Raw genomic sequence first — 21,745 nt, 5'->3', positions numbered from 1 at the left:
GCAGAATTATCAATCAATCCCCGGCAGCGCGCGTCATCTGCAATAGGCAAGTAAGCTCCGGAAGCTTCTCTTGGTCTTTCGGTCGAGCGGCCAAGGTCATTGACTTGATTACGCCTTCTAGCGACGCGACGCGGAATGTCCCGGAGCCGATGGTGCACGGAACAGAATCTCGCAGCAATTCGAAATACCCACCCACCTCCGGGTAAAATGGATTGAAGAGCACCCCAAGACCAAAATCGCGAACGTCCAACGGTTCAGGTGGATTTGCTGGTACCCCTCCCGCGCCAAGCTCCTCCAGCCGCCGGCCTATGAGGTCTTGAGCTGCACGCCAGAGTGCGAGCCGATTGTCCTTCCTAAGGTCTGGCATGACGTCTACGTCGGACGTAGGCCCCGGCCAACCATGGAACATAGCCGCGAGTCCACCGAAGAGGATAAAGCGCACTTGATGACGTAGGAGGGTGCCGAGAACTTTGCTCGGCGACACTGCATAAGAAGTGCGTTCACGGAACCTGGGGGTGGCGGATTCCTGATCTCGCGCCAGCCAATTTTCCAGCTGATGAACTACGTTCTCGAATTCGATGTTCATCTGGGTCGCCATTGCTGCTCCGCCAGTCGAGAACCACAAATGGTCTGGTCCGTTGCTCTAGCGTTGGCATGCCAGAATGGGGCGCAGCGAAGGCTGGAGAAGCCCAGTGCGACCCGGGCAGCGGGCATGAAAGAAAACCACTACGGCTTTTTCGACCGCCTCATGTCACAGGCCCAAGGGCTGTCATCGGCGAGTGGTCTTCAGCCGCGGCCCGTGATCGGAGCCAAGGTAAGCCGCTTAACTCCTTCAGCGCCTACCAGTTGGTCGTATGTGGGCCTCGTGGTGCTGGGCGGCCTGGCCGCCTTGCCCTCAAGTATGCGTGAACCGACGGGTCCTTGCACACTGGTCGGCCACCGCATCCAGCCGCCATACCCGAGTGGCGGCCGCCGGTGGCCTCGGCGACGACGTCTGCGACGCTGGGCTTCTCCCTGAAGCGGTGGCCGATGTGCTCTTCCAGGGCGGCTACCGGGTGGGGAGGTCCAGACCCGGGGCCCAGCACAGCCGCACGGCGCGCACCAGGACGTCCCGGCTGGCCGGGAGGCAGAATACGCAGGCCAGTCCCTTCCGAACTACCGACGTCTTCACGCTCACCCGCAGCCGCTGTGCGACTTCCGACGGCTTGCCCCTCCGCTCGAAAGGTTCAGCCGCCTGCATTCGTACCGTCTCCCGGCGCTGACGTCCCGCAGATGTCAGCCCGCCCCCATCCGCGTATCTCACACAGCACGGATACAGCCACCCACACCCATCAGGGACTTCACAACGATTCACCGCAACAAGCTGAAGTCAGTATGGGTCGTAAAGCTCTTGGGCTCGGGCGGAATCGATGGGTCGGTCGTGGGGCAGGTGGAGGAAGTAGTCCAGCTGCCACGCCTGCGCAGTGCCGGCTTGGCGGTTGGTGGTGGTCACCCAGGGCGGGTAGACGCGGAAGGCTCGTTTCCCACCGGAGCCGTCTGTCGACGCGACACCGTGTCGGCAGAGCGCGTCCATGGGCAGGACGAACTGGCCGAAGTGCTGATGGTCGCGGGTGCTGACGACGACGAGGTCGACGGGGTCGGCGGCATCGAAAGGCTGGATGGGCCCACCCGGGGACCTCTTCCATACGGTGACGAACTGGCCGACCTTGGTCGGGGTCGTCTTGGCCGCGCGGAATCGGATGGCGAGGCCGTCAAGGGTGAAGGCGTGGGCGGCGTATGCGGCACTCTCGGCCTCCGGGGCCGGCTGCGAGCAGGTGAACCCGCAGGGGTCGTAGACGAGCGCTTTCGCGGCGAGGAGATCCCTATGGGCCGGGGCGGCGTCCGACCACGGCGTGAATCCGGTGGGGTGGAGATCGGGTGAGGGACCGCGGTTCGTCGCCATTCGATCATCTTGTCACGAACGCTGGAACGGTCTCCGGCCAGCCAGCCGCCCAGGTCACCGGCCTCCAGGAGGGCGCGGCGGTCAGCGTAGGTGCGGGTGAGGAGTTCCTGGCCGTCCTGCTGCAAGACGGGCAACTGCTCGGCGGCGGCCACCAGGTCGGGTCGGGCCACCGGTGCTGGACCAGCGCCCCGGGAGGGGTCTGCACCACCACCCGATCACGCGGGCCGGGCAGCGGTGAACAAAATCGCGCGGTGACGACCGTCGAGCTTCTGCTCGTAGGCCACCCCGGCCCGCAGAGCGGCCGGGCCCGGCACCGACTCGGCAGCCTGCGCGAGCATCGGCTCAACCGGCGGTCGCGACGTCACGCGGCCTCCCTCGCCCTCTCCTCCTCCCCCCCAGGGTCGACCGCATCCGGCGAGGCGACGCCCCCGCCTCGTCCATCCCGGGTGTGACTCAGCGGGGCGCGCCGGCGGTTGACCGCGTCATCGAGAGCGGCCGAACGGCATCAGTGCCGTGACGCTCCGAGGGCCTGGGCGGCCGTCGCGAAGCGGTGTTCCGCCGGCTTCAGCACTTCATGGATGGAGCTGAAGTACTCCGTTTCCGCCGTTCCCGTGAGCACCGCCAGCAGGAAGGCGAGGCACCCCATGTCGTGGTGCTCCCACAGCGGGCCGCGCCCTTCGTTGTAGAGCACGGTCCACTCGTCGGGGTGCTGGCCGGGCCGCGCCAGCCAGTAGAGGAACGCCCCCGTGCCCTCCTCGAACGCCCACGGCAGGACCCGGGCCCCCGCCTCCAGCAGGCCGGCCGGCTTCTCCTCGAACTCCCACAGGTCGGCCAGGATCTCGTCCCGCTCCGCCGTCTGTGCGTGCAGGTCGCAGTCGCTGTAGGCGGAGCCTGGGACGAGCAACCAGATCGTGTCGTCGAAGATGCCGTCGCCGTATGTCTCGACGAGCCGCTTGTAGTCGGCGGGCAGAGCCACCCCCAGGGCGCGCTCGGCCTGCGCCCAGTCCACCTCGGGCGGCCGTTGGGCGGGCGGCGGGCAGAGGCGGAGGAGGGCGTCGAGGGCGATCACGGAACGGACGCTACTGGACCCCCAGCCGGTGTCCGTGGGCAGGTCGGCAGGACAGGCGAGGATCCACACCGGCTCCGGCCCAGGTGGCACGCTCCAGGATGAAGAACCTCAGGACGCTTTGAGCATGTCGTTGGCCGATCGAGCACGGGAGAGGCACCGGGCAGGCCGCCGTGCGCGTCCACACCGGGGGTGCTGGGACACCTGCACCCGACGTATGCCCGCCACCCCCGACACCGCCCGGCGGGCCGTCGCCGACGGCGTCCCCGCCTGCCCGCAGTGCCGCCCGGACACCGCACTGGGCACGCTCGACCAAACGGCTCCTGGGCTGCAGCCGATCCGGGGCGTCGTCGATGAGGCCCCGTTATCGTCGATTTGACGAAAATGGGTTATTGTCGTCCCGTGATCAAAACGGGGACCAAGAACACCGGCCCGGCGGACAACTCGTTGGCTGAGCATGCCCGGCGGGTGGCGGCGGTGGTCACGGCCCAGGCCGTCGGCGAGGAGTGGAGGAACCGCCACCATATGGCTTTGGCCTTCTTCCCGGCCGGTGCCCGTTCGTCGCACGAGGAGGAGCATCACGCCCGGCGGTTGGACGAGTGGCAGAAGAAGATCGTCGATTGCCTCGAAGCCGATGCGGAGGCCGATGCCGAGCTCACCGCGCCACGAGAGCAACTCCAGGGCTGGATCCTGTGGGGTCTCGAATCCCCGGTCACACAAGGCAATGCAATGAGGTTGCGTACATGAAGAACTGTGGGGGGATCAGGTGACCGGCGTGCTTTGGATCGACATCGTCCTGGGATTCCTGCTGCTGGGTCTGCTCGTGTGGGCGTCACCGTTCCTCCTGGGGATCAGCGCCCTCGGGCTGATCATCTCGGTGGCCACCTGGGAGCCGTGGGGGATTCTGGTCTCCATCATCGGCTGCTTGCTCTCAGGGGGTCTGATGAAGCTTCGCGAGTCGGACACGGTCTACGTCATCGTCAAGCGCTGAACCTCACGGCTGATGGTGATGCCGAGAGCCGCCCTCCACGGTAATCAGGCCCACCACCGCCAACCCCTCTGCGGGCCGGCGGCGCGCTGTGGGTCCGGGCCGATCCGTCTGACCAGAGCCAGATCCGTGCCGGGCGGCACGAGCTGCGGGAGTCCGGGGTGGGTGGGACGGCCGACACTGGCCGTCGCGCTCACGCCGGGGCTGCGGGCCGAGCTGGAGCACCGCGGGCTTCTGCGGGAGTGGGGGCCCGTCCCGGCCGACGCCCCTGCGCACGAAGACCGGCACTCCGGGTGGTGCACCGAACCGTCCCGTCCTCGCCACTGGCGAGTCCTACGCCCGGACCGCACACCACAAGGTCGGCACCAGGCCCCGGAGAGTCAGCTGAACGGCCGGGTCAGGGGATCTATGGCCGAGTAGCTACGGCATCGACGCCAAGCGCCCTCATCTTGCGCGCCAGCAACTCCATCTCGGGCATCGTGCCTGAGTGGGTTCCCGCCAAGACCTCCCCCAGCAGGGACTTGACTTCCCCAAGACTGAGGCCATGTCCTGACCGCAGGGCCCGCATGACCACGGCGTTCCTCGCTGAGGGGTCCACCTGGAGACGCGCTGGTCCATGCTCAAAGAGCATTCGGGCCCGCAGTTCGGCGGGCAGGTCACCACCGCACGCGGCCACCGCGGACCCGCAGGCAGGGCAGCTGGATTCCGTGTCCCAGCGCAGGGAGCCGTTCGTCAGGGCTTGGACGCCCCAGCAATCCAGCTCCGCACCGCAGTCCTGGCACCCAGCCGAGTACCTGATGGACTCGAAGACCGTCTGATCCATCCCCACCCCTTCAAGGAGATGAGGTTAAACGACAAGATCAGCCCCTGTTCCTGATTCGGCGTGAGATCGGCGTCCCTCTGGGCGATGAGAGTACCGGCGACGGGTACTTCGAATCACGGGGCAGTGGCGTCGTGCCGGTGCGGTGAAGCCGATGTCCTCGCGTCTTTGCTTCGGTCGATCAGGGCGGCGAAGGCGTCGAGGACGCATTGCAGGCCGAAGGAGTAGGCGTGGGCGGGGTCGTAGGCACTGTTGTGTGCGGCGCCTGCGGCTGCGCCGACGCGGACGGCAGTGGGGTAGGCGTTCTCGTCGAGGACCCGGGCGAGGAGCGGGGCGTTCAGCTCCCACCACTGTTGGTCGTTCAAGGCGCTGTCGTGCTGTGCGGCGCGGACGTCGGCGACGGCGCGGGCGCATGCCTGCACGAAGGTGAGCAGGTGGGTCAGGCAGTCGTCCATCTCGACGTCGCTGAGGCCGAGGCCGTCGAGCCCAGACAGTTCGTGCTCGTACTTTGACATCTGCCCCGGCCCCAGCGGAGGCCTGACGGTGGAGACGGCCGCGGCCCATGGGTGGCGTTCGAAAAGGGCCTTGTTCTCCTCGGCGATGGCGGTGACGCGTTGGCGCCAGGGCTGTCCGGTGGTGTCGGTGCGGGGCATGCGGGCGTAGGCGGTGTCGAGCATGAGGTCGAGGAGCTCGGCCTTGCCGGGGACGTAGGTGTACAGCGTCATCGGCACCACGCCGAGGTCCTTGGCCACCCGGCGCATGGTCACCGCGTCCAGGCCCTCAGCGTCGGCGATGGCGGTGGCGGCGTCGACCACCGCGTCGATGCTCAGCCCCCGTCGTGGTCCTCGGCGACGGTCAGGGGTGGAGCCGCGCCAGAGCAGTTGCAGGGTGTGGGCCGGGTCGCCCGAGCTGGTTCGTTCCGTTGGCACGGGGTCATCCTCTCGCAATAAAACTCTGTACGTTGTACATTGTACTGCGTACAGTGAATCTGCTCAGTGCGATCTTGGAGGAGTTTTCATGAAGATCACCTCTAGTGCCGTTTCGCTCAACGTCGACGATGTCCCCGCATCCAGCGCCTTCCTCGTCGAGCACTTCGGGTTCCGGGAGGAGATGGCCGCCGACGGCTTCGCGTCCCTGACGCGCGACGACGCCGGCATGAACGTCATCTTTTTGCGGCGGGGGCTGGAGTCCCTCCCGGCAGACCAGCGCGACGAGCACGCCGCGGGTCTGATCCTGGCCTTCGTCGTCGAGGACCTCGAAGGCGAGCTGGCGCGCCTGCGCTCCGAAGGCGTCGCGATCACCATGCCGCTGACGGACGAGGAGTGGGGTGAGCGCGCCTTTCAGGTCCGCGACCCCAATGGCGTCATCGTCCAGCTGGTCGACTGGAACGCACCCACCAGCCGCTGAGACAACCGGCGCCGCCGCCCCAGAGCGATGACGCCCGGTCAGGGTGAGGGGCGCCGGGAGGAGAGGTCCTGACCTGTTGTTGAGCCCCCCAAGCAAGTAGAGCAAGTAGAGAACGCGAACGGCGGCTCTGGAGATTCTCGATGTGGCCGCCCTCGGCGGCCTGCTCCAGCAGGGCCCGTGCGGACTCCGCGTAGCGGATCGCCGTCTTCGAGCTGGCGGTCGATGCGGAGCCGTTCCAGGGTGGCGTCCTGACCGTGGAAGTCGTCCACGGGGCGGGTGCGTCCGGCACTGGTGAGCGGGCGGTTGCCCAGGTCCGCGTCGTCCAGTTGGAGAGCGCGCATGTCCGGCCCGGGCGGCGTGGGATGCCGCGAGTGCGAGGGCAAGGGGGAGCCCGGGCTGCGGACCGCTTCGACGGACCGGGTCACCTGTTGGGGCAGCAGAGGCTGCAGAACGGAGGAATCGACCGTACCGACCTCGCAGGACTGCACGGTGGCGAGTCACCTCGCCGTAGCCCACCTCGTGGCAGCCGTGGTGCGCGAGGAACCGGTGCTGCCCGCAGTCGGTCGTCACGAACCCCCACGCGCGGCTCCGGCGTAGGGCGCGCGGTGGCCAGGGCGAGCGCGACCAGTACCGACGCGGTCCGCCCGCCCCGCTGCGCGGGGTTGACCACGAGCCGGCCCGACTCCACGCCCTCGCCCAGGCCCGGGGCGTCCCCGCGAGCGTGCCTTCAAGGCTGTCAGCACGGGGCTTGAATCGGGGCATTCGAGCGGCCTGAGTCGGGCGGTAGCGATCAGCCGGCCGCCTCCGTCGCGGGCCCCGGGCAGTGCCACGTACCAGGCCCTGCCCCGGAAGCCCCGATCTCCGCTACCGCCGCCCCCTGCTCCACATTCAGCCGCTCCGCGCCCGCGATCCACCGCAGCGACCGCTGCGCGCCGGTCAGCCCATGACATCCTGGCCCAGTGCTCCTGAACGATCTTTCCAGCAGTGTCGACCTCCGCCCAGTCGGCTATCAGTTCGCCACCGTCCGGGGCGACTCGTACGACGACAACTGGCTGGTCATCGACGGCACGGTGATGACTCCTGAGGGGAACTGGTCCTTCGCCGATCCGTGTCTGCTCACCCATGAGGCCCGCCAGGTGTCCACGTGGCTGCGCGCGGTGGCCGCCGGGACGGTGGACATCACCGAACCTGATGCTGAAGGTGAGCTGTCGCCGGACACGTGGTTCATCGAGCCGGTCGTGGCTTTCAGCCTCGCCCATCAAAGCGAGGGCGGGACCGTGGTGATTCGCGTTCACCTGTCCCTGGAGGCGGCACCCCCGTGGCAACAGGACGATGACGGGGCCGACCTCTACCAGTACGTCGTGGAGGTCAGGTTGGACGCCAGAGCGCTGCACCACGCGGCCGACGAGTGGGACCTCTCTCTGGCTTCCCTCCCGCCCCGCTGATCCAGCCACCTGCCACTCCCCGTCGCCGGCTCATGCTCCACCGCCGCCCGGCCCGCGACTGCCCGCCGCGCGCCCCGGACGCGGGCGGGCTCGGACTCGGCGAGGGAGACGAGGGGTGGGGTGCGCAGGCTAACCGGCGATGGCCGGTCCGGACCGCATCGGGTTCTGGTGGGATGGGGCGACGGGGAACATCACGCCGGTGAGGTCTTCGGAGACGGCCCACAGCCGTTGCTGGACGGCCGTCTCGTACGACTGCGCGCTGGAGGTGGCCAGCCGAGGGTGACCCTTGATCTCAAGGCGTCCGCCGGGGCCGTAGTACTGGCCGCCCAGTACGGCGGGGTCGGCGGCGGCGCGCAGGGTCGGCAGCGCGCCCATCGCCGGGGTTTGGGTGATCAGCGGGGCGAGCCACGTGAGCGGAAGCCGGACGGCCGCAGGGCTGTTACGGGCCAGCTCGGTGCTGGACAGGCCGGGATGTGCGGCCACCGCGACGGTGGTGCCGTGCGAGGCGAGCCGGCGCTGCAGCTCGTAGGTGAACATCAGGTTGGCCAGCTTGGACTGACCATAGGCGCCGGCCCGGCTGTACGACCGCTCCCACTGCAGGTCGTCGAAGTGGATCGCGGCCCGGATGCGGTGGCCGGTGCTGCTGGCCGTGACCACGCGCGAGCCGGGCACCGGCAGCATCAGGTCCAGCAGGAGGCCGGTGAGTGCGAAGTGGCCCAGATGGTTGGTCCCGAACTGCATCTCGAACCCGTCGGCGGTCGTCTGCTTCGGGGTGTACATGACGCCGGCGTTGTTGATCAGCAGGTCGAGCCGGTCGTACCGGGATCGCAGGGCCTGGGCTGCCGCCCGGACGGAGTCGAGCGAGGTCAGGTCCAGCGCCTGTACGGTCACCTCGCCGCCGATGCGGGCCGCTGCCTTCTCGCCCTTCTCGACGTCGCGCACGGCGAGCACCACGGAGGCTCCGCGTTCGGCGAGCGCCCTGGCGGTCTCGAATCCCAGGCCGGTGTTGGCGCCGGTCACGACGGCCACCCGTCCGTGCTGGTCAGGAATGTTCGCGGTCGTCCACTTGTCGCTCATACCAGACTCCCAGCCTCTGAAGGTACCGAAGGTATCTTGCATCTCGGACGTTAAGGTACCGTCGGTACGATGTCAACGTACCGACGGTACGTAATCTAGACTGGGGAACGTGACTTTCCAGCGCGCGCGAACAGAGGAACAACGGAAGATCCGCCGGCAGGCGATCCTCGACGTGGCGTCGGCCATGCTCGACGAGATGCCGGTGGCCGCGGTCACCCTCAACGAGCTCAGCCGCCGGGTCGGGCTGGCCAAGCCGAATGTGCTGCGCTATTTCGAGTCCCGCGAAGCGGTGCTCTTGGAACTGCTCGATCGTTTCTTGCAGGAGTGGCTGGCCGAACTGGCAGAGGAGTTGGCCGCCGCTCTCGACAACGATCTCTCCATGCCCGAGCGAGCGGCAGCGGTGGCCGAGGTCCTCAGCCGCTCGCTGTCCGGCCGGGTGGTGCTGTGCGAGCTCCTCGGTGCGCAGGGCAGCGTGCTCGAACACAATGTCTCCGTTGAGGTCGCAGCCCGCTACAAGCGCGCCTCCCTGAACCGCCTGACGACCATGACCGACCTCCTCCGGACGTACCTGCCGGAACTGGGTGAGAACGCCACCCTGTTCAGTCTCCAGACCATGGTCATGGCCGGGGCGCTGTCGGCGTACAGCACGCCCCCGCCCAGCCTGCGGGCGGCCTACCAGGCCGAGCCCGACCTGGCCCGCTTCCACCTGGACCTGGAGGACTACTTGAAGCAGGCCCTGACGGCGACTCTCCTGGGTGTGCTACCCCGCCGTTGAAAACGCCGCGTATGTTCGGCTGCGGGAGTTCTGCGTAGTGGTCCAGGAGGTCGCGGAATCCGTAGCGGGCGTCCGGCCTCTCGTGCCGCCTCCTCCGCCCACAGCGAGGCACGCACGTTCTGGCCGATGAACCGGGCCGGCACCGAGCACTTGTCCTGGCGGACGACGATCCGGGAGGTCTTATTGTGAGCGGTCACGTATTTCACGTGACCGTCGGGCCGGGGAATCGCGTGACCGCCTCCCCGACGGGAGCAAGCACGGCACGGGGGGCTCGCCAACCGGAAACAACGTCGCGCCGACTCCACGCCGCGCAGCTCGAAGCCCTCGCCCGACTCGGGATGGAGTGGGCCGGCCGGCTCGCGGCCATCCGCCCGCCCCGGCCTGCGTGTCAAGGGCTTACGGGTGTGACGCCGCAGAAGATGCAACCCGACCACACGTCACGGAGGGACGATCGGCCCGTGATCCTGTGGTACGGGAGGCTTCCTCCGTCCATCCCGCCTCCCCCGCTCCCCCCTCCAGCGCCGATCAGTCCGCCACCACCGTCGGAAGGCGCGATCGCGGCTGGGGGGGCCGGGGTGCGACGTCGGCGAGGCGGCGAATGTACTGGTGGGAAGAAGCGCGCCGCCCGCAGCCAGGACGGTCGAGGCGGTGAGCAACGCAAGAGGTCCCCCCTCAAACCGGTCGGCTATCCGTGACCGGGCGCAGGCGGCAGGAAGCCGGTGGGGGTTCCGGCCCGCCTCCCGCCGGGCTGATCGCATGCCCGTTCACCGAACTCGTCGGCCGACGGCCCGCAGGTTGAGCCGGCCGGCGGTGATGGCCAGCCCCGCGAAGAGCACCGCTGCCGCGCCGATCATGACGATCGCCTCGTCGAGGGCCACGCGGTCCACGTGCGGGGCTTGCGGAGGCACCCAGCCGGCCGGATCCACCAGGACGTCTTGGGTCCGGCCGACATCGGAAGGGCCGAAGCAGCCTTCGTACCCCTCGAGGGCGGAGTGCGGCAGGGGCAGGCCGTCCGTGCGGCGTAGGTCGCACTTCCAACTGACGCGCCCGGCCTTGTCCTTGGACCTGTGGGCGGCGGTCACCACCACCGGGGTACGCACTCCGCGCAGGACCATCACCTCGGCCCGGACCGCAGGTCTGGACGCAACCAGCAGGACGATCTCCAGCGCGAGGGCCGGACCGATCAGCCACCAGGTAGGCCGCAGCCCGGTCACCACCCCGAGGCCGGCGACGAGCACCACGAAACCCGTGATCCCGCAGAGGAGGCCGTAGTCCGGATTGCTCGCCAGAGCCGCCAGGCCGACCAGGGCGCACGGGGTGACGATGGCGGTCGTCACGCTCAGGCGCGTCACCAGCCGGGGTGACATCGCGGCGGTTCGGCTGTTGCCGCGCCGCCCCTTGCCGACGGGTTTCCGCCGACCCGGCGCCGCGGGGATCCGTCCGCTGCCGCGTCTGTTGCTCATCCCCTGCTCCCCCGCCGACGACCGGGACAGCCTGGCGGATTCCCGGGGCGGGGGAAAGAGGCCAGGGGCGGCTGATCTCGATGTCGGGCCGGGGACGGGGCCGGGGACGGGGACGGAAGCGGCGTCACCGCTTCCGTGTGCCGCAGGGATGCGAACGCTGTGCGGGCGTGGGTGAGAGTGGCTGCGGTGGCGGCTGCGGATAGCAGTGGCGGGACCGCTGCGTCGCCGGGCTCGCGGACGAGTTCGGCCGCGCCCATGCTCTGGTCCAGGCGCTCCTCGGGGGTGGCGTCGGCCGGGGCGGTGCATCGCCCTGCCCCGCTGAGCGGCGCACCGGCTCTGGAGCGCGGCGTACAGTGCAGGTATGGCGCCGCCGTTGCCGGGCCCGCTGGCCCACCTCGCCCCGCTGCTCGGCCATTACGGGTACTGGGCCGTCGGCGTCGTGATCTTCGTGGAGGACTTCGGCGTTCCCGCCCCGGGCGAGACGATTCTGATCGCCGCGGGGATCTATGCCGGAGCCGGCCGGCTGAACATCGTGGCCGTCGCCGTGATCGCTTTCGTCGCGGCCGTCGCCGGGGACAACGTCGGCTACCTGATCGGCCGCTCCGGTGGACGAGCCTTCGTCCACCGCTGGGGCCGCTACGTCTTCCTCACCCCCGAGCGCTTCCGCAAGGCCGAGTTGTTCTTCACCCGCCACGGCGGCGCGATCGTCACCGTGGCCCGGTTCATCGAGGGGCTGCGCCAGGCCAACGGCATCATCGCCGGGACCAGCGGCATGCCCTGGCGCCGTTTCCTCGCCTTCAACACGCTCGGCGCCGCACTGTGGGTGGGCCTGTGGGCGACGCTGGCCTACCTGGCCGGCAGCCACATCACCACCCTCTACGACGAGATCACCCGCTACCAGCTCTATGTACTCATCGCGCTCGGCGTCCTGGCCGCAGCACTCGTCGTCCGGCATCTGCTGCATCGCCGGCACCGGAGCTGACGAGGCGTCTGGGGCCGTTCACACCGTTGTGTCTGCTCCTGGGCGGCGGACGATGCCGCCGAGCACCGGTACGGGAACGCCGCCACCGCGAGGAACCCGGTCGGCGCGGCGAGCGCCCCGAAGCCATAGGTGAGCGTGGCGATCGAGGCGACGGTGGCCACAAGCAGCGGGACGCCCGCGTCGCCGAGTTCACGGCCGGGTTCGGCGGATCCCATGGTCTGCCCGAGGCGTTCGGCGGGGGTGCTCGCGGCCGGCGCAGTGAATCCGAGCAGGGTGATCAGCCCGGTGCCGGCGCCGATCAGGATCGCCGCGAGGAGATGCCGGTCAGCCCCGGCAGCATCGCGCAGGCCAAGCCTGCGACGGTGAGCGACAGCCCTGCGGCGAGGCCGGTCCGGGTGGTGAGGCGGCCGTCGTCCAGAGCGCGTCCGGCCTGCGGCTGGACGAGGGCCGCACAGCCGGCGAGCACCGACACCGCGGCCCCGATCGCCACGGTGCCCAGCCCGGCGGCGACCGACAGTGCGGCGGTGGCCCCGGCGAGGGCGGCCGTGGGGGCGCGGAAGACGGGATCGGCCAGTCGGCGGGCCAGGGCCAGAGCCAGGTCGAGGACGGTCTGCCGGGGCTTGGGCAGCGGCGGTACGACAGGCACGGCGAGTACGGCGAGTATGGCGAGCACGGCCCAGACGGCGACCGCCGCGCCGAGCACCGCGAGGACGGTGAACAGCAGGCGCAGGCCACCGGCCCACACCAGGACGCTGCCGAGCAGCGGGCCGAGGGTGTAGCCGACGGCCTTGTGGAAGCCGTAGCCGCCGAAGGCACGCCCGTGCCTGGCCGCCGGGTTCAGGCGGGCGACCGGTGCGGAAGCGGACGGGAAGAAGGCGGAGGCCGCAGTGCCCTGTCCCAGGCGCGCGGCCCACAGCCAGCCGGGGCTGTCGGCGACGACGTACAGGGCGGAGGCGGCGGCGGCGATGAGGCCGCCGACGAGGACGGGATTGGCGCCGATGCGGTCGGCGACGCTGCCGAAGGCCGGCTTCAGGAGGAGTTCGGCGCCGTCGTAGAGGGCGAGCAGGCCGCCGAGGACGAGGAGGGAGGAGCCGCCTGTGGGGCGGGGGCGGGGCCGTGGCGGTTGCCGGTCGCCTCCCTCGTGGAGAACGGCGAAGACGGGCTCGGCGTAGTCCTCGCACGCGGCTGGGCGTCGGGGGCGTAGCGGTTCAGGGTGTCGAGGGAGACTTCCCAGTTGCCGCCGTCCTTTCCCGCGCCGGCCGGGGGCTTGGAGATCGCGCCGACGGTGAGGGTCCTTGGTCTGGTCGATCATGACCTTGTCGGCGGTGGAGTCGGCCACGTACGGGGGGCGGCGCACGGCTTGGTCGACGGGGGCGGTGTCTACGCCGGAGAGGGCGGCCTGGAGGCCGTCGCGGTGGGCGCGGGCGTTGCGCTGCCGGGTGACCGGCTGGAAGCCGGGGATCACCTTCACCCAGACGGGTTACATCGTGGCGGAGTCCTGCGTCAAAGACGTGAGGCCGTTCCTGAGCCGCGCACGCCCATGCATGGGCCCGGGGCCTGGTCGTGCACAGGAGGCTGGAGGCAGGCGGCGGCGTACGGCGGCCGTATGGGCGCCGTCTTCGCAACCGGACCACGCGCGTGGGCAGGGGTTGCCCAGGCGTGAGCATCCGGCACACGGGCGGGCACGGTGCCCTGAAGGACCAGCGAGGCCGTGAGCGACTTCGTGAGGCCGTCCGGCAGCAGCCCCCGCCGCCACAAGGCGTCCGTCTCTCGCGGATTGCGGGGTCCGGCGGGCTGTGTCAGCGTGGTTAGCCGGTAGCTGGGGGGTGTCAGGGGCGGGGACGACCCGAGGAATCCCGGACGAGGGGAAACCCATGAGGCACATTCCGAGTACTGCCGTGAGCGCGGCCGCAGCACTGCTCCTGTCCGTCGGCGGAGCTTCCGCCGCCTTCGCCGCCGATCCGAGCCCCAACCAGAGTGCGGCGGCGGCGCAGTTGTGCACCGATCTGAACGAACTCCGGTCCGACGCGACGGCACTGTTCGGACTGAATCCGGCGTCCGCGACGAAGGACCAGGTCAAGAGCGCGTACAACGACGTCAGGGACGAGTGGGGCGAGGTCTCGAAGTCCACGGCGGCATGGAACGCGGCGCAGAAGGAGGCCGTGAAGTCCGCGGCGGACGGGCTCAAGAAGACCTGGGACGACCTGCCGGGCAACGCTACCGGCGCCGAGGCCGCCACCAAGCTGAAGCCGCAGGCCCAGAAGCTGGACAGCGCGGTGAAGTCCGCCCGGACCGGCCTGAAGTGCCCGGGCTGACGACTGCACCCGGACCCACGACGGTGATCCCCGCGACGTGTGACCACGCTGCGGGGATCACCGTGCCGTCCAGGCCTTCGGAGCCGTACGGACTCCGCTGATGTGTCCCGCGCGGGGGCGTCCTCGTGCCGCTTCGCGCGGCCGGCGTGTCCGGTTCCGGTGCCGGGTCTACGCCGGTGTTCTCCCATCGGTCGTTGTCGAACTCCGTCCCGCAGCCGGCGCAGACGGGGCGGGCGGCTTCGCGCTCGGCCCGATGCTGCACGGCCGCGCGGTGCGGCTGCTCTTGGTACTCCTCCCGCTGTGCCCGGGCCCGGCGTCGTGGGCGATCTGATGGCCGACTCGTGCCAGCCCACCAGCACGTCGTGGAGGGCTTCCGAGGGAACCTCGGATCGGTCACCATGGAGGTCCGTCGGCGATCCGAGGGTGGGGATGAGCGAGGGTGGGAGCGTTGTAGACGGGCAGCGGAACGGGCCGGAGGAGGTCGGAGCCGCCCCGTGGCTGGCGCTGGCCTGTCTGGTCGGGCTGGTTCTGGCCTACGTCGTACTGACGAACTTCACCACGGAGCTGCGGACGGCGCTGTGGGGCGAGCCCGGCACCGTGACCCAAGCCGACTGCCGGACGTACGACGCCACCGTGGCCAATGCGGGAACGTCGACATCCTGCTCGGGCACCTTCACACCGGACGACGGCGGCTCGGCGTTCGTAGTCCCCGTCGAGGGCGACATCGATGCGCGACCGGTCCGCGCGTGGCTGGTGGACGGTACGTCCGGCACCGCGTACGTCTCGCCAACGGTGTGGGCCGGGGTGCTCCCGATCGGGCTGTCCCTCCTCCTGGCCGGTCTCCCGGTGGCGGTGACGGTGACGCACGTGCTGCGCGTCCGCCGCACAACACCCGGACGCAGAGGGCCGTTTCACGGATCAGACCCAGAGTCGAGTGCCTGATCGACGACGAGTACGACGGGGAGCGCGAGCACGTCGCTCCAGCCGATCTGTGAGCGCTGGAGAGGGTCGCTGTTCGGGCGATGTCCTTGCTACCCGGGACTCGGGACGGGGTCGTCGGGGCCGGCGGTGCAGGCTCTCGGCGAGGGGGTACGGGGCGCCGTGCCGGGCCGCGACCAGGGCGGCCGGCAGGCCGGCAGGCCGACCGCACCCCGCACAGTGCTGCCGTCAGGGTCCAGCGGCCGGCTCGCGGCGCGGGGCCGGTCCTCACCGGGGAGCGACCAGGGGCCTCAGCGGTGAGGTGCCCAGCCGCTGCACGAGGGGAGTCGCGCGGCGGGCCGTGCGGGTCAGCGGCCAGGCGATCACCGCACCGACGACCAGGCCGAGGGCGACGTCATGGGGGTAGTGGGCGCCCACCCAGACCCGGCAGAAGGCCATCAGCAGTGCGGCGGGGACGGCGATGGCCGCGAGCCGGCGGTCGGTGAACCACAGGGCCATGGCCGCCGCGGCGGCGATGGCGGCGTGGTTGCTCGGGAACGACCAGTCGCCCAGCGGCGGACAGGCCTCCAGCGTGACCGTGTGCAGGGTCTGACAGGGCCGCTGCTCCCGGAAGACCGATTTGATGCCGGTGTCGACGAGGAACGCGGCGACCACGACGAGGGGCGCCGCCAGCGCCATGGCCGTCCTCGCCGCCTCGGCACTCGCCCGGGCCCGCCACCAGACGAGGAGCATCAGTACGGCGAAGAGGCCGAGGCCGTACGTGGACCAGGCGGTGACCAGGCCGTCGAGCCAGGAGGGTGCACGCTGGGCAAGGCCGGTGGTCCAGGTGTAGAGGTTTCCGTCGACGGCGGGGCCGTCCACGGCGAGGCCGAGCAGGCTCAATGCGAGCCTCCGTTCGAAGGGCGGGCACCCCGTCGGCGGAACGCTTCCACGGCGACCGGAGTGAGGGAGACGAGAACCACGAGAGCGACGATCGGCAGGAGGTAACGGTCGACGTTGGGCACGGAGGAGCCGAGCGCGTAGCCGGCCAGCACCAGTCCCACCGTCCACACGAGCCCGCCGACGACCTGCCAGAGCGTGAAGACGCGGGAGGGGACGCCCAGCGCCCCGGCCATCGGGTTCAGGACGGTGCGCACGATGGGGACGAAGCGCGCCAGAACGACGGCCTTGGCGTGGCCGTAGCGGCCGAGGAGTTCCTCGGCCCGCTCGGCGCCCTCGTGGAGTTTGCGGCTGTGGCTGCGGGCCAGCAGGGCCCGTCCGCCGCGCCGTCCGATGAGGTAGCCGGTCTGTGCTCCGAGCAGGGCTCCGGCCACGGCCGCGCACAGGACCTGCGGGAGCGAGAGGTGGACCGCTCCGTGGTTGCCGGGTACGCAGAGCAGGCCGGCGGTGAAGAGGAGCGAGTCGCCCGGCAGGAAGAAGCCGACGAGGAGGCCGGTCTCGGCGAAGAGGACGACCGCGACGCCGAGGGCGCCGAAGGCCGACAGGAGCGAACCGGCGTCCAGCAGGTTCACGGCCTGTGGGCTGAGTGCCTGCGACGCTGCGGCGAAGACGGTCAGGGGCATGTCGAACAGCTCCCATAGGGTGAGAGGGCAAGGCTCGGTACGACACCCTCCGAGCTATGACTACAGTTCCGTAGACGGTCTACAGCACTGTAGACGATCAGATGTGTGGAGGAGTGCACCCCATGGGCGACAAGAGCGTGGAGCGGCGCCCTGCCGGCGAGCTGGAAGCCGGCGTGCTGGCGGCGCTCTGGGCGGCGGACGGCCCGCTGACCCCGGCCCAGGTGCAGGAGGCGCTCGGCGGGTCGCTCGCCCGTACGACCGTGACGACGATCCTGTCCCGCCTGCACGAGAAGGGCACCGTGGCCCGGAAGCGGTCAGGCCGCGGGTTCGCGTACGTCCCCGTCGAGGACGCTTCCGGGCTCACCGCCCGGCGCATGCACGCGGAACTGGCGAAGGACGAGGACCGCGGAGCCGTACTCAGCCGCTTCGTCTCCCAGCTGAGCGACGAGGACGAGCGTCTGCTGCGCGCCCTGCTCGACGGCGAAGGAGACGCCGGGTGATCCACGCCGTCTGGCTCTGGCTCCCGCTCCTCGTGCCGTTCCTGGCCGGCCCGGCAGGCAGGCGGCTGGCATCCACCCTGCCTCCGCGGCAGGCGGTCTGGCTGCTGACGACGACCGCCGCCGGCCTCGCCGCCGCCAGCACCTGCGCACTGGCCCTGCTCGTGGTGCCCGGCGCCACCCACCTGCGCGTCATCGCCGCACTGGGCCACCTGCTCACCCCGCTCGGCGGCGGATCCCCCGACGCCGTCGTCGCGGTCGCCGTTGCCTCCGGGGCCCTGCTCGCCTGGTGCACGGCCCGGCTGGCACAGGGGGTGCGGCGGCGCTGGATCCAGCTGCGCCGGGCCGCAAGACTGGCAGCCCAGGCCCGCGGCGAACTCGTCGTGCTCACCCACGACCACCCCGATGCCTACGCCCTCCCGGGGCGCCCCGGACGCATCGTCGTCACCACCGGCATGCTGCGTGCGCTCTCGGCGCCCGAGCGCGAGGCCCTCCTCGCCCACGAGCGCGCCCACCTCGCAGGCCGTCACCATCTCTTCGCCGCCCTGGTCGACCTCGCCGCCGTGTGCCACCCTGCCCTGCGCACGCTGCGCGAACCCCTCGCCTACGCACTGGAACGCAGCGCCGACGAGTCCGCCGCCGACGCCGTCGCAGACCGCCGACTGGCCGCCCGGGCCATCGGCCGCGCCGCTCTCGCGAGCCAGGCGTCCACGGCCGCCGCGAACGCCCGCCCCGGCCTGGCCCTCGCCGCCACGGCAGGTCCCGTACCCCGGCGCGTCGCCGCCCTCCTCACCGAACGCCGCGCAGGCGGCCCGCGCCGTCGGCTCCTGGCCCCGTGCCTCGCGGCCATCACGCTGCTGGCCTGCCTGGCGCTGTCGGCGGGCGCCTCACTCCAGGCGGCCGACGACCTCCACGACGGGGTCGAAGTGGCCCAGGGAGAACTCCCCGACCACTGACTCGCGAGTCCACAGAAGGCCCGCGCAGTAGCGCGCCGCGTGCACGATCGGGCTGTGGAACCGGCTGCGGACCGGCTGGCCCGGATCCCCGTAGGAGCCGTACGAGGGCCTGCGCGCATGTCTCCGCATCACGGATGTCCCCGCCACACCGGCGCCGGCGGATGGCTTGCCGTTGCTCAGGGCACGTCTATGGGCTCGTAGAGCACATCGGTTCTGAGAATTGTTTTCGTGCCCTCGAGAATCGGGGCCGAGTCGTGAAGCGTCCGATGCCAGAAGAGGAGCGCGTCGCCGGGTTCGGGGCGGTGGGTGCTCACTATCTCCTCGGGCTTGGCGAGCCGGGGCCAGTCCGAGAAGTCGCGTTCCGCGAAGGGAAGCTCGTTCTGCCGGTCGGCGATGAACCGGGTTTCTCCGCCCACCGCCTCATACGACAGGTAGACGACGACCGTCAGGAGGGTTCGCCTTCCGTCGGGGGCGAAGTAGGGCGAATCGTAGTGCGGGACGAGGAGGCCCCCGTGTTCGTACGTGATGAAGCGCATACGCGGATTGACGGCCGCCGGCTTCCAGGGCCTGCCGTCCGAGTCCGTCGGATCGTCCGGTCCCACTTCACGCGACAGGAACGTCCGCAGCCTGCGGTAGAACTCCGCCGCCAAATCTGTGGATTCGGCCGTGGCACGGAGATGCGCGACCGGATCTCCCTCTGCGTAGTTGTCGGCCACGCCGTCCCGGCCCACCGGTACGAAGCGCTGGGCAGCCAGTTCGGCCGCGAACACCTCCACTTCAGCCGGCGTGAGGAAATGGCGAATCACCCTGGCACCGACGTGTGGGATCTCCGACTCCACAGGCGCCCATGAGTCATCAGCCGATATGCGGCTCAGCGCTTCTTCGGAGAGCTCGAAGGGGTTTACCGGCATTTCGAACATGCTCACTTCTCCGCCTTGAGGTCGTGGACCCAACCGCCAGGAACGCCCGCGGGTAGAGCGGTTATCGTCACGCTGACGATATTAGGCCGGGGTGAACCCGCAAAGCAAGCAGGACGACCCCGGAGGAGGATCGGCCGGATTGGCGGGGGGCGGCCGGATGGGCGGGGGGGCGGCCGGTTACGCCAGCAGTGGTGCGGTTACGCCAGCAGGGGTGCGAGGGTGCTGCGCAGCTGGTCGGCGTGCTGGTAGTGGAGTCCGGTCAGGCCGGCCTCCCGGGCCGCTGTCACGTGACCGGGTGTGTCGTCGATGAACAGGCACCTGTGCGGGTCGGCCGCCACACTGCGGGCGGCCGTCTCGAAGACGCGGCGGTCGGGTTTGGCCACCCCGATACGGGCCGTGTTGATCACCGCGTCGAAGGCGTCTGCCAGGCCCAGGGCGGCGAGATCGTCTTCCAGCCGTGTGGTGGCGTTGGAGACCAGGACCACCGGCACGCGGCGGCGGGCACCGGCCAGAAGCTCCAGTACCTCCATGTCGACCCGGCCCGTCAGCGCGGACCATGCGTGGACGAGGCCCTGAGCCCGGACCGGCCCCCAGGTCGCGGCGAGTTCTTCCGTGACCCGCTCCCGCCACTGGTCGTCGCTGATCCGTCCCGTGACGGCCTCCTCCAGAAGGCCCGGACGGAACGCCGCGGACGCCAGCGTCCCCCCGGGCACCCCCAGCTCACGATCGAGCGCGGTCATCCCGTCCGGATCCCACAGCCGCAGGACGCCGTCGAAGTCGCACAGGACAGCGTCGAAAGGTGAGTCGCTCATGGTCCCGATCCTGCCAGTTCGCCTCTGAGCAGAGGCAGACAGGACCCCGCGCGCAAGCCTGCAGGTCACACCGGCAGCGCGGCCCTGCGGTGCCGGCGCCGGTCCCGACGCTGTCGGCCGGCTGTCAGGGACGGCGGTGCTCTGTCGGCGCGGTGTGGGCGGCACCGGGAAGCCTGGGTGCCGGGCACGCCGAGCCGGGCGCGCCCTTCCAGACCACACCGAGCCTCCGGGAGCCCGCCGTGCCGTCCTTCCCCTCCGTACCTCAGGCCCCGCCGTGGGACGTCCACCGGCTGCCTCGCGCCGAAGGGAAGACCTTCCTGGTCACCAAGGGCAACGCGGGCATCGGGTACTTCGTCGCCGAGCAGCTCGCGGGCACAGGGGCCACGGTCGTCCTCGGCAGCCGCGACGGCGCGAAGGCCGAAGCGGCGATCGCCTCCCTCGTCTCGCGCGTCCCCGGTGCCCGGGTCGGGCACGTACGCCTGGACCTGGCCGATGCCGCTTCGCTCGGGGCGTCCGTGGACGCGCTCGGACTGGACCACCTCGACGCGGTCGTCCACAACGCCGGCGTGGCGCTCGACCACCCACCGCGCCGCGAGACCCGCGACGGCCACGAGCTGATGTTCGCGACCAACCACCTTGGACACTTCGCGCTGACCCACCACCTGGCCCCCTTGCTCGCGGCAACCCCGGGGAGCCGGATCGTCACCACCGGCAGCTTCGCCGCCAAGTCCGAACGCCTGAACCTCGACGATCTCCAGAGCGCACACGACTACCGGCCCCAACGCGCCTACGCCCGCTCCAAGCTGGCCCAGATGCTCTTCTCCCTCGAACTCGACCGCCGTCTGCGGGCCGTCGGCAGCACGACGCTGAGCGTGCTCGTCCACCCTGGCGGCGCGCTCGACTCCCTCACCCCTTCGCGCCCGCCGTTCCACGCCCGTACCACCGGCACCCGGCTGAGCCGCCTGCCCCTCCGCCTCGTCGTCCAGGGCAAGGACGCCGCCGCGTGGCCCGCCGTCCGGGCCGTCCTCGACCCGGGCGTGCGCGGCGGCCACATGCTGGGGCCCCGAGCGTTCGGGCTGCGCGGGACGCCCAGGGTTGAGCCCCTGTGGAGCCACTTGGCCGACCCCACCACCTCGGCGCGTCTGTGGGAGGCCAGCCGCGACCTGACCGGCACCGACCCGTGGTCCACCTCACCGGCGCGCTCCCGTGGGACCAGCTCCCCCGCATGAGGGCAGACCTGTGCAACGCAACGCAACGCCCTACGGGCGGAACACCAGATCGTCGGAGGCCCGCTCCCGGTGGACTCCCGTGCGTCCCGGGAACTGCCGGTCCAGGACGGCCCGGGCCTTGTCCAGATCTCCGTCTATCCCGGCCTCGACCTTTCCGTTCTCGGTGATCCGGGTCGAGACGACCGTGAACCCGTCGCCCCTGGTGTGCTGCACCCGGTACTGGAGCACGAGTTCGCGCGGGGTGTGCGCCCCTCCTTCGTCCGGGCTGTACGCGACCGGCACCGTCTGGCCGGGAAAGCGGGAGTCCAGGACCGCGCGGGCCTTGGCCACGTCTCCGCACACCGTCACGTCGTACAGGCCGGGCCTGACCGGGCCGACTCCGCAGATGGTGAAGCCTTCGCCGGTGACGGACATGATCTGTTCCTGGGTGTCACCGGGCGAAGGCTTCGTCACCGCCGTACGGGGATCAGCGTGGCCGGTACCGCACCCGGTGAGGAGTATCGCGGCCAGAGCGGTGGCGGCGGTGCGGGTCATGGTCCGTCTCACGAAG

The 21,745-nt window shown here is 70.5% G+C and carries 25 protein-coding genes and 1 pseudogene; 12 read left to right on the top strand and 14 right to left on the bottom strand.

Translation table 11 applies throughout. The features are described 5' to 3' along the window. Window positions 1-13: 13 nt before the first annotated feature. From ABT403_RS32045 to ABT403_RS32030, 5 genes and pseudogenes are all read right to left on the bottom strand, one after another. The gene (locus tag ABT403_RS32045; protein WP_344153178.1) at window positions 14-586 is read right to left on the bottom strand and encodes a hypothetical protein; all 573 of its coding nucleotides are present in this window, start codon (window positions 584-586) and stop codon (window positions 14-16) included. Between the two features lie 573 nt (window positions 587-1,159). Further along, window positions 1,160-1,303 (bottom strand): annotated as a pseudogene (locus ABT403_RS39095) (IS630 family transposase); the annotation flags it as partial. 66 nt (window positions 1,304-1,369) lie between these two features. Continuing rightward, window positions 1,370-1,942 (bottom strand): MepB family protein, encoded by a 573-nt coding sequence (locus tag ABT403_RS32040; protein WP_344153175.1) that lies wholly within the window; start codon window positions 1,940-1,942, stop codon window positions 1,370-1,372. 215 nt (window positions 1,943-2,157) lie between these two features. Further along, window positions 2,158-2,307, bottom strand: coding sequence for a hypothetical protein (locus ABT403_RS32035; RefSeq protein ID WP_344153172.1), 150 nt, complete (start codon window positions 2,305-2,307; stop codon window positions 2,158-2,160). 140 nt (window positions 2,308-2,447) lie between these two features. Then, window positions 2,448-3,011 (bottom strand): SMI1/KNR4 family protein, encoded by a 564-nt coding sequence (locus ABT403_RS32030; protein ID WP_344153169.1) that lies wholly within the window; start codon window positions 3,009-3,011, stop codon window positions 2,448-2,450. Between the two features lie 124 nt (window positions 3,012-3,135). On the opposite strand from ABT403_RS32030, the gene ABT403_RS32025 reads away from it, so the two are divergent. The 3 genes from ABT403_RS32025 to ABT403_RS32015 are packed head-to-tail and all read left to right on the top strand — an operon-like array spanning window position 3,136 to window position 3,999. Then, entirely contained in the window at window positions 3,136-3,387 is a 252-nt protein-coding gene (locus tag ABT403_RS32025) for a DUF6233 domain-containing protein (RefSeq protein ID WP_351650404.1), read from the top strand. A 23-nt stretch (window positions 3,388-3,410) separates the two neighbouring features. Further along, the gene (locus tag ABT403_RS32020; RefSeq protein WP_344153166.1) at window positions 3,411-3,755 is read left to right on the top strand and encodes a hypothetical protein; all 345 of its coding nucleotides are present in this window, start codon (window positions 3,411-3,413) and stop codon (window positions 3,753-3,755) included. A 28-nt stretch (window positions 3,756-3,783) separates the two neighbouring features. Beyond that, entirely contained in the window at window positions 3,784-3,999 is a 216-nt protein-coding gene (locus ABT403_RS32015; RefSeq protein ID WP_344153163.1) for a hypothetical protein, read from the top strand. Between the two features lie 933 nt (window positions 4,000-4,932). On the opposite strand, the gene ABT403_RS32010 is transcribed toward ABT403_RS32015, so the two are convergent. After that, window positions 4,933-5,745, bottom strand: a complete 813-nt coding sequence (locus ABT403_RS32010; protein ID WP_344153160.1) for a TetR/AcrR family transcriptional regulator — start codon at window positions 5,743-5,745, stop codon at window positions 4,933-4,935. Between the two features lie 88 nt (window positions 5,746-5,833). Here ABT403_RS32010 and ABT403_RS32005 point away from each other — a divergent pair, with 88 nt between their 5' ends. Together ABT403_RS32005 and ABT403_RS32000 are read left to right on the top strand one after the other, a co-directional pair. Then, window positions 5,834-6,223: a VOC family protein gene (locus ABT403_RS32005; protein ID WP_045948181.1), complete on the top strand. Its 390-nt coding sequence runs from the start codon at window positions 5,834-5,836 to the stop codon at window positions 6,221-6,223. 959 nt (window positions 6,224-7,182) lie between these two features. Next, window positions 7,183-7,668, top strand: a complete 486-nt coding sequence (locus tag ABT403_RS32000; RefSeq protein WP_344153151.1) for a WapI family immunity protein — start codon at window positions 7,183-7,185, stop codon at window positions 7,666-7,668. Window positions 7,669-7,797: 129 nt separating this feature from the next. Here the strand turns inward: ABT403_RS32000 and ABT403_RS31995 are convergent, their stop codons facing one another. After that, window positions 7,798-8,745, bottom strand: coding sequence for an SDR family NAD(P)-dependent oxidoreductase (locus ABT403_RS31995; RefSeq protein ID WP_344153148.1), 948 nt, complete (start codon window positions 8,743-8,745; stop codon window positions 7,798-7,800). Between the two features lie 109 nt (window positions 8,746-8,854). Here ABT403_RS31995 and ABT403_RS31990 point away from each other — a divergent pair, with 109 nt between their 5' ends. After that, window positions 8,855-9,520: a TetR/AcrR family transcriptional regulator gene (locus ABT403_RS31990; RefSeq protein ID WP_344153145.1), complete on the top strand. Its 666-nt coding sequence runs from the start codon at window positions 8,855-8,857 to the stop codon at window positions 9,518-9,520. A 764-nt stretch (window positions 9,521-10,284) separates the two neighbouring features. Here ABT403_RS31990 and ABT403_RS31985 read toward each other — a convergent pair. Further along, window positions 10,285-10,983 carry a hypothetical protein gene (locus ABT403_RS31985; RefSeq protein ID WP_344153142.1) on the bottom strand — a complete coding sequence of 233 codons (699 nt, stop codon included), beginning with the start codon at window positions 10,981-10,983 and terminating at the stop codon, window positions 10,285-10,287. Window positions 10,984-11,344: 361 nt separating this feature from the next. On the opposite strand from ABT403_RS31985, the gene ABT403_RS31980 reads away from it, so the two are divergent. After that, the gene (locus tag ABT403_RS31980) at window positions 11,345-11,965 is read left to right on the top strand and encodes a DedA family protein (protein WP_344153139.1); all 621 of its coding nucleotides are present in this window, start codon (window positions 11,345-11,347) and stop codon (window positions 11,963-11,965) included. A 298-nt stretch (window positions 11,966-12,263) separates the two neighbouring features. On the opposite strand, the gene ABT403_RS31975 is transcribed toward ABT403_RS31980, so the two are convergent. Continuing rightward, window positions 12,264-13,436 carry an MFS transporter gene (locus tag ABT403_RS31975; protein ID WP_425580124.1) on the bottom strand — a complete coding sequence of 391 codons (1,173 nt, stop codon included), beginning with the start codon at window positions 13,434-13,436 and terminating at the stop codon, window positions 12,264-12,266. Window positions 13,437-13,839: 403 nt separating this feature from the next. On the opposite strand from ABT403_RS31975, the gene ABT403_RS31970 reads away from it, so the two are divergent. Continuing rightward, window positions 13,840-14,280 carry a hypothetical protein gene (locus tag ABT403_RS31970; RefSeq protein WP_344153136.1) on the top strand — a complete coding sequence of 147 codons (441 nt, stop codon included), beginning with the start codon at window positions 13,840-13,842 and terminating at the stop codon, window positions 14,278-14,280. A 429-nt stretch (window positions 14,281-14,709) separates the two neighbouring features. After that, a complete protein-coding gene (locus ABT403_RS31965; protein WP_344153134.1) occupies window positions 14,710-15,222 on the top strand; it encodes a hypothetical protein in 513 nt (170 codons plus the stop codon). Window positions 15,223-15,486: 264 nt separating this feature from the next. Here ABT403_RS31965 and ABT403_RS31960 read toward each other — a convergent pair whose 3' ends face one another. Together ABT403_RS31960 and ABT403_RS31955 are read right to left on the bottom strand one after the other, a co-directional pair. Next, on the bottom strand, window positions 15,487-16,095 hold the full coding sequence (locus ABT403_RS31960) for a phosphatase PAP2 family protein (protein WP_344153271.1): 609 nt from the start codon (window positions 16,093-16,095) through the stop codon (window positions 15,487-15,489). 2 nt (window positions 16,096-16,097) lie between these two features. Continuing rightward, the gene (locus ABT403_RS31955) at window positions 16,098-16,781 is read right to left on the bottom strand and encodes a DedA family protein (protein ID WP_344153131.1); all 684 of its coding nucleotides are present in this window, start codon (window positions 16,779-16,781) and stop codon (window positions 16,098-16,100) included. 122 nt (window positions 16,782-16,903) lie between these two features. Here ABT403_RS31955 and ABT403_RS31950 point away from each other — a divergent pair, with 122 nt between their 5' ends. Further along, window positions 16,904-17,281, top strand: coding sequence for a BlaI/MecI/CopY family transcriptional regulator (locus tag ABT403_RS31950; RefSeq protein ID WP_344153128.1), 378 nt, complete (start codon window positions 16,904-16,906; stop codon window positions 17,279-17,281). Further along, window positions 17,278-18,234 carry a M56 family metallopeptidase gene (locus ABT403_RS31945; RefSeq protein WP_344153125.1) on the top strand — a complete coding sequence of 319 codons (957 nt, stop codon included), beginning with the start codon at window positions 17,278-17,280 and terminating at the stop codon, window positions 18,232-18,234. The genes ABT403_RS31950 and ABT403_RS31945 overlap by 4 nt, the downstream gene beginning before the upstream one ends. Window positions 18,235-18,410: 176 nt before the next feature. Here the strand turns inward: ABT403_RS31945 and ABT403_RS31940 are convergent, their stop codons facing one another. After that, complete coding sequence (locus ABT403_RS31940; RefSeq protein WP_344153268.1) at window positions 18,411-19,154, bottom strand: 2OG-Fe(II) oxygenase; 744 nt, start codon at window positions 19,152-19,154, stop codon at window positions 18,411-18,413. Between the two features lie 197 nt (window positions 19,155-19,351). Continuing rightward, entirely contained in the window at window positions 19,352-19,966 is a 615-nt protein-coding gene (locus ABT403_RS31935) for an HAD-IA family hydrolase (protein WP_344153122.1), read from the bottom strand. 239 nt (window positions 19,967-20,205) lie between these two features. On the opposite strand from ABT403_RS31935, the gene ABT403_RS31930 reads away from it, so the two are divergent. Further along, window positions 20,206-21,195, top strand: coding sequence for an SDR family NAD(P)-dependent oxidoreductase (locus tag ABT403_RS31930; RefSeq protein ID WP_344153119.1), 990 nt, complete (start codon window positions 20,206-20,208; stop codon window positions 21,193-21,195). Window positions 21,196-21,225: 30 nt separating this feature from the next. Here ABT403_RS31930 and ABT403_RS31925 read toward each other — a convergent pair whose 3' ends face one another. Then, the gene (locus ABT403_RS31925) at window positions 21,226-21,729 is read right to left on the bottom strand and encodes a hypothetical protein (RefSeq protein WP_344153116.1); all 504 of its coding nucleotides are present in this window, start codon (window positions 21,727-21,729) and stop codon (window positions 21,226-21,228) included. Between the last annotated feature and the right edge of the window lie 16 nt (window positions 21,730-21,745).

Origin of the sequence: Streptomyces sp. NPDC000075 (assembly GCF_040301925.1) — a bacterium.
Lineage (GTDB): Bacteria > Actinomycetota > Actinomycetes > Streptomycetales > Streptomycetaceae > Streptomyces > Streptomyces polychromogenes.
The sequence above is the reverse complement of the archived record's forward strand: the minus strand, read 5'-3'. Positions and strand labels throughout refer to the sequence as shown.